This window comes from Streptomyces sp. WAC06614 (assembly GCF_003949795.1).
Classification (GTDB): Bacteria; Actinomycetota; Actinomycetes; order Streptomycetales; family Streptomycetaceae; genus Streptomyces.
In genome coordinates this window covers 1-4,663 of sequence record NZ_RPRY01000443.1, presented here as the reverse complement: position 1 = coordinate 4,663, position 4,663 = coordinate 1, and the positions used below count along the sequence as shown (strand labels likewise).

At 74.3% G+C, this 4,663-nt stretch carries 4 protein-coding genes and 1 pseudogene; 2 read left to right on the top strand and 3 right to left on the bottom strand.

The genetic code is table 11. The annotated features are described in order from the left end of the window. A partial coding sequence (locus EF918_RS32770; RefSeq protein ID WP_148141308.1) for a cation diffusion facilitator family transporter occupies window positions 1-926 on the bottom strand: 926 nt, incomplete at its 3' end. Between the two features lie 505 nt (window positions 927-1,431). On the opposite strand from EF918_RS32770, the gene EF918_RS32765 reads away from it, so the two are divergent. Continuing rightward, on the top strand, window positions 1,432-1,785 hold the full coding sequence (locus EF918_RS32765) for a helix-turn-helix transcriptional regulator (RefSeq protein ID WP_185922030.1): 354 nt from the start codon (window positions 1,432-1,434) through the stop codon (window positions 1,783-1,785). Window positions 1,786-1,809: 24 nt separating this feature from the next. Then, window positions 1,810-3,234 (top strand): MFS transporter, encoded by a 1,425-nt coding sequence (locus EF918_RS32760; protein WP_125652542.1) that lies wholly within the window; start codon window positions 1,810-1,812, stop codon window positions 3,232-3,234. A gap of 77 nt (window positions 3,235-3,311) precedes the next feature. Here the strand turns inward: EF918_RS32760 and EF918_RS32755 are convergent, their stop codons facing one another. Together EF918_RS32755 and EF918_RS32750 are read right to left on the bottom strand one after the other, a co-directional pair. Next, window positions 3,312-3,998, bottom strand: a complete 687-nt coding sequence (locus EF918_RS32755) for a hypothetical protein (RefSeq protein WP_125652541.1) — start codon at window positions 3,996-3,998, stop codon at window positions 3,312-3,314. A gap of 142 nt (window positions 3,999-4,140) precedes the next feature. Then, window positions 4,141-4,545: pseudogene (locus tag EF918_RS32750) on the bottom strand (transposase family protein); the annotation flags it as partial. Window positions 4,546-4,663: the final 118 nt, after the last annotated feature.

Here is a 4,663-nt window from a genome sequence, read left to right as displayed (position 1 = left end):
GCGTGGGGGTCGGTGTGGACGGTGGCGGCGGTCAGGCGGGGGACGGCGTGGATGAGGGCGTGTTCGGCGTCGACGGCGATGGCGTGGCCCTGGTGGACGGTGATGTCGGGGTCGACGACGATGTCGGCCTCGGCGCGCAGGGTGTGGCCGATCCAGCGCATGCGGACGCTTCCGACGTGCTGGACGCCGTCCACACCGCGCAGGGCGGCTTCGGCCGTGTCGATCAGCCGGGGGTCGACGGAGTCCATGAGGCGGCGGTAGACCTCGCGGGCGGCGTCCTTGAGGGCGAGGAGGATGGCCACGGTGATGAGGAGGCCGACGACGGGGTCGGCCCACCGCCAGCCGAGGGCGAGGCCGCCGGCGCCGAGGAGGACGGCGAGCGAGGTGAAGCCGTCGGTACGGGCGTGCAGGCCGTCGGCGACGAGGGCGGCGGAGCCGATCCTGCGGCCGGTGCGGATGCGGTAGCGGGCCACCCACTCGTTGCCGATGAAGCCGACGACCGCGGCGGCGGCGACGGCCCACAGGTGGGAGACGGGCTGCGGGTGCAGCAGGCGGCCGACGGCCTCGTAGGCGGCCAGGGCGCAGGAGGCGGCGATGGTCAGGACGATCGCGATGCCGGCGAGGTCCTCGGCGCGGCCGTAGCCGTAGGTGTAGCGGCGGTTCGCCCTCCGCCGGCCCAGGAGGAAGGCCGTGCCCAGGGGTATCGCGGTCAGGGCGTCGGCCCCGTTGTGGACGGTGTCGCCCAGCAGCGCCACCGACCCGGACAGCGCGACGATCACCGCCTGGACCACGGTGGTCAGGCCGAGGACGCCGAGGGACAGCCACAGGGTGCGCATGCCCTCGCGGGAGGCCTCCATCGCGGGGTCGATCTTGTCCGCCGGCTCGTGGCCGTGGGGAGTGACGAGGTGCGCGAGCCGGTGGCGCAACCGCGCCGTCCGGCTCGGGGCGTGGGCGTGACCGTCGGCACGCGCCGTCCGGCTCCGGGCGTGAGCGTGACCGTCGGCGGGCGCGTGGTCGGGGCCGTGCCCGGGGCCGTGACCGGCCGCGTGGCCGTGGCCGGCCGTGTGGCCGTGGCCAGCCGTGTGGCCGTGGCCGGCCGCGTCGCCATAACCGGCCGCGTGGCCGTGGCCGGCCGCGGGGCCGTGACCGGCCGCGTCGCCGTCCCCGGGGCCCTGCCCGGCCGCGTGGTCGTGCCCGGGGGCGTGACCGGCCGCGTGGCCGAGCCCTGCCGCATCGCCGTGCCCGGGCGAGTGGCCGGGCCCGGAGGCCCGACCGGCCGCATGGCCATGACCTGCCGCATCGCCGTGCCCGGGCGAGTGGCCCTGACCGGCCGCGGGCGTCCGTGGGGTGGGCTGGGGGTCGTACACGCTCTCACACCATCCCGGGCAGATCGGATTGGACGGGACGTTCCGACCGTAGCATCATGTGCATATGCGCGCACATGTGGACGTGATGGATCAGGCCCCGCCCGCTCGGGCCGCAGGCGATCGGCTCGGCGTCGCCGTGGAGATCCTCGGCCTGCTCGCGGACCGGACCCGGCTGGCCCTGCTCCAGCAGCTCGCCCGGGGCGAGGCCGACGTCACCACCCTCACCGAGTCCGCCGGCGCCTCCCGCACCTCGGTCAGCCAGCACCTCGCCCGCCTGCGCCTGGCCGGCCTGGTCGCCACCCGGAAGGACGGCCGCCACGTCATCTACCGGCTCCGCCACGGACACCTGGGCCGCCTGGTCACCGAGGCCCTGAACGCCGCCGACCACCAGATCGGCCACCTGCCGCCCCACGACTGACCGGAGGAACGGATCTCGTCCCCCATGACATCGTCGGCCGAGCGCGAACGTCCCGCCTCCTTCTCGTGGCGGGAGCGGTTCGCCCTGCTGGCCGCCGCCCTGTCGACCATGGCCGTGCAGCTGGACTGGCTCGCGGTCAACCTCTCGCTCACCCGCATCGCCCGCGACTTCTCCCAGCCGGTGACCGACCTCCAGTGGGTGCTCACCGCCTACATGCTGGCGTTCGGTGGCCTGCTGCCCTTCGCAGGATGGCTCGCGGACGCCCGCGGGCGGCGCAGGGCGACGATCTACGGGATGGTGGTCTTCCTCGTGGGTTCGGTCGTCTGCGCGACGGCCGGCGACCTCGTCGTGCTCGTCGTCGGCCGTGTGGTGCAGGGCGTGGGCGGTGCCCTCGTCGTACCCGGCGCCGTCGCCATGATCTCCGGAATGTTCCGGGGACGGCTCAAGAACCGGGGGCTGGCGTTCGTCCTGGGGGCGGCCGGGGCGGGGGCGGCCCTCGGGCCCCTCGTCGGCGGGCTGTTCGCGGAGTTGAACTGGCGCTACCTCTTCCTCGTCAACGTGCCCGTGGGCCTGCTGGCGATCCCCCTGATCCAGTGGTGCGTCAGGCCCTCGTACGACCCCGGCGCCACGGCCCGGCGCCCGCCGCTGACGAGCACCTGCTCCGTGGTGCTCGGGTTCGTCGGCTTCACGCTGGCCGTGGACCGGGGATCCACGTGGGGCTGGACCTCGCCGACCGTGCTGGCGTGTGCCCTCGGCGGGGCGGCCCTCCTGGGCAACTTCGCGCGGCAGGAGCTCAGGAGCAGTCACCCGCTGTACGACCGGGACTTCTTGCTGGACCCCGTGGTGCAGCTGCTCACCGCCGTGGGGGCCTTGTCCCTCATCGCCTACACCGTCGTTTCCACCTTCTCGGCCATCTACCTCCAGGCCACCCAGGGGCTCCCGCCGAGCGTGGCAGGAGGCATCGTCCTGGCCCTGTCGGTGTCGGACGCGTCGGCGAGCTACGCCGCCGGCAAGGTGGCCGGGAGCGCCTACGCCTCCGTCTGGCTGTGCGCGGCGACCGCGGCGATCGGGTTCGGCATCCTGCTCGTGGTCCGGGCCGAGGGGCTGGTCCTCTACCTGACCGGGTTGGTGGTGTGCGGCCTGGGGATCGGCCTGGCCGGTGCGCTGACCACCGTGCTGACCCAGCACCGGACCGCGCCCGCGAAGGCCGCCGCGGCGGTCAGCCTCAGCCTCGCCGTCAAGATGCTCGCCTCCGCCGTCGCGCTCGCACTGGCGGCGACGATGGCGGAGACCCTCGACGGCGGCCCCTCGGGCGCCGCCGTCGACGTCGCGGCCCTGGAGGGCGTCCTGCGGGCGACGGCACTGCTGATGGGAACCGGCGCCCTGTTCCTGCTGCCCCGAGCGGTGCGCGACCTGTGCCACCGAGGGGGCGGCCCGGGCACGGGGTAGCCGAGCGGTGCGCGACCGTGCCACCGCGGGGGCGGCCCGGGCACGGGGTAGCCGGCCGGCGTGCGGAGCGGGCGCGGTCAGTCCCGGCCTGCCGGGGCGGCGAAGTAGCCCCAGACCGTCGACGCCGCCGCGCCCGCGGCGTGGACGGCAGTCGTGGTCGCCGCCACTCCGACACACGTGGCGACGACCAGCGCGAGTCCCGCGCCCCTCGCCCCGGTCGCCGCGGCGGCGGTGAACCTCTCGCCCGTCTCGTACGCCGTCTGCAGGGCGTCGTCCAGGGTCTCGACGACGATGTTGCACTCCTGCGCGACGACGCTCTTGAAGAGGTCGAGCTGCGCGGAGCATGCGTCCGCGAAGCCGTGGTACGCGGCGTCGAAACGGATCTGCAGCTCCTCGACGTGGCGGGCGTAGGCCCCCGCCACTTCCTGCATCCTCGCCGTCAGTTCGTCGACGCCCTCGGCGTTGAACACCGGCCCCTGCTCCGCGGCCACCGTGCCGGCGAGACCGAGCGCCTGGGAGACCTCCAGTTCGTAGCTCTGCTGAAAGGTCACCAACTCGAGGCAGACCAACAGGAAGGAGGTCGCGGCCTCGCCGATGCCGTCGAGGTACCGGTCCCGCGCGGCGAGGACCTCTCCCTCCTGGAGGAGGAACCGTAACGGCCGCTCACCTGCCGCCCGGAGCAGCTGCTCGGTCTGCAGGGTGGTGTCGTGCACCATCCGGTCGACGATGGCGGTCGCGTCCTCGACCAGGGCCCTGAAATCCACGACCGCATATTCCTCGTGTGCCACGCGCATCCTTCGTCTCTGGTCGGCCGGGACTGCACCGGTGCCTCGTGGCGCAACGTAGCAATCAGGCGAGCCCGCCCGGCGGGCCCTCCGGGCGGGCTGCCGTCCCGTAAGGCGTGGGGGCGAAGGGCCGCCGGGCACCCACCGCTGCGACGAGCCGGGTGCCGGTGTCGATGGCCACGAGGAGCGCCGTGGCTCCCTCCGCGATCAGGACGGTGCCCAGCGGGTGCCTCCGGTCGGCCGGTGCGAGGGCCAGGAACGGCGCCGTGCGGTCGATCACCCGGTCCGCCGCCGACTTCGACACCCCGAACAGCGGACCGATCCGCCGCAACGTCAGATCCGTGCGCCAGTACGCGGCGACCATCAGCACCCGGTCCTCCACCGGCAACGCCCAGGGTCGGCCACCGGTCGCCGCATCCGCCCCCGCGCGCCGTACGCCACCGACCAGCTCGTGGAACCGCCGCTCGCTCAGTCCCGAGAGCAATCCGATCCAGCCCGGCTCCGACGCCGTGATCACCCCACCCACCCCGAGATCATTCGCCGGGAACCCCTTGCGGGACAGCCTCGGGCCCCGTTGCTGCCCCCTCGCCTTCCCCTTCGGGCACTCGGGCCACTGACGACGCCTCGGTCCGAGGGGGCACTCC